This is a genomic window from Bowdeniella massiliensis (genome assembly GCF_023634005.1).
GTDB classification, from domain to species: domain Bacteria; phylum Actinomycetota; class Actinomycetes; order Actinomycetales; family Actinomycetaceae; genus Bowdeniella; species Bowdeniella massiliensis.
Window position 1 is genome coordinate 1 of record NZ_JALIQR010000036.1, and the last position, 611, is coordinate 611.

The following is a 611-nucleotide window of genomic DNA, read 5'->3' on the forward strand; positions in this document are numbered from 1 at the left end:
CGGACGAGGCCGGGCTGGTGGATTGGTCACTGTCGGTGGACTCCACGATCGTTCGTGCGCATCAGCACGCGACGAACACGAAGCGCCTCACAGGGGGCTGGATCGAATTACACGAATCCGGGCGTCGAGCCGCCTGATCATGCGGTCGGCCGCTCTCGTGGCGGGCTGTCGACGAAGATTCATCAGCTCGTCGACGGCAACGGCCTGCCGCTGGTCGCGCTGCTGACAGCGGGGCAGGCCGGCGACTCGCCGATGTTCCTGCCCCTGATGGGACAGCTGCGCGTCGCCCGTTCCGTCGGCAGACCCCGCACCCGACCGGACGCGGTCCGCGGTGACAAGGCGTACTCGTCCCGCGCGATCCGCGGGCACCTACGCGCCCGCGGGATCAAGGCCGTAATCCCCGAGCCGTCCGACCAGCAGAGGCACAGCAAGCGTCGCTGGGCACGCGGCGGCCGACCCGTCGGGCTCGATGCCGCCGACTACCGCAACCGCAACGTCATCGAGCGTCGCTACTGCCACATCAAGCAATGGCGCGGACTCGCCACCCGCTACGACAAGCTCGCGATCGTCTACCGCGCGGCCGTGATCCTCAACGCCGTCATCTCCTGGAC

Annotated in this window: 1 protein-coding gene; it reads left to right on the plus strand. The window is 68.7% G+C overall.

Going from position 1 to position 611, the window contains the following annotated elements; translation table 11 throughout:
- Positions 1–54: 54 nt before the first annotated feature.
- Positions 55–611: IS5 family transposase (locus MUN85_RS12520; protein WP_250507000.1), on the plus strand; the 557-nt coding region annotated here is incomplete at its 3' end.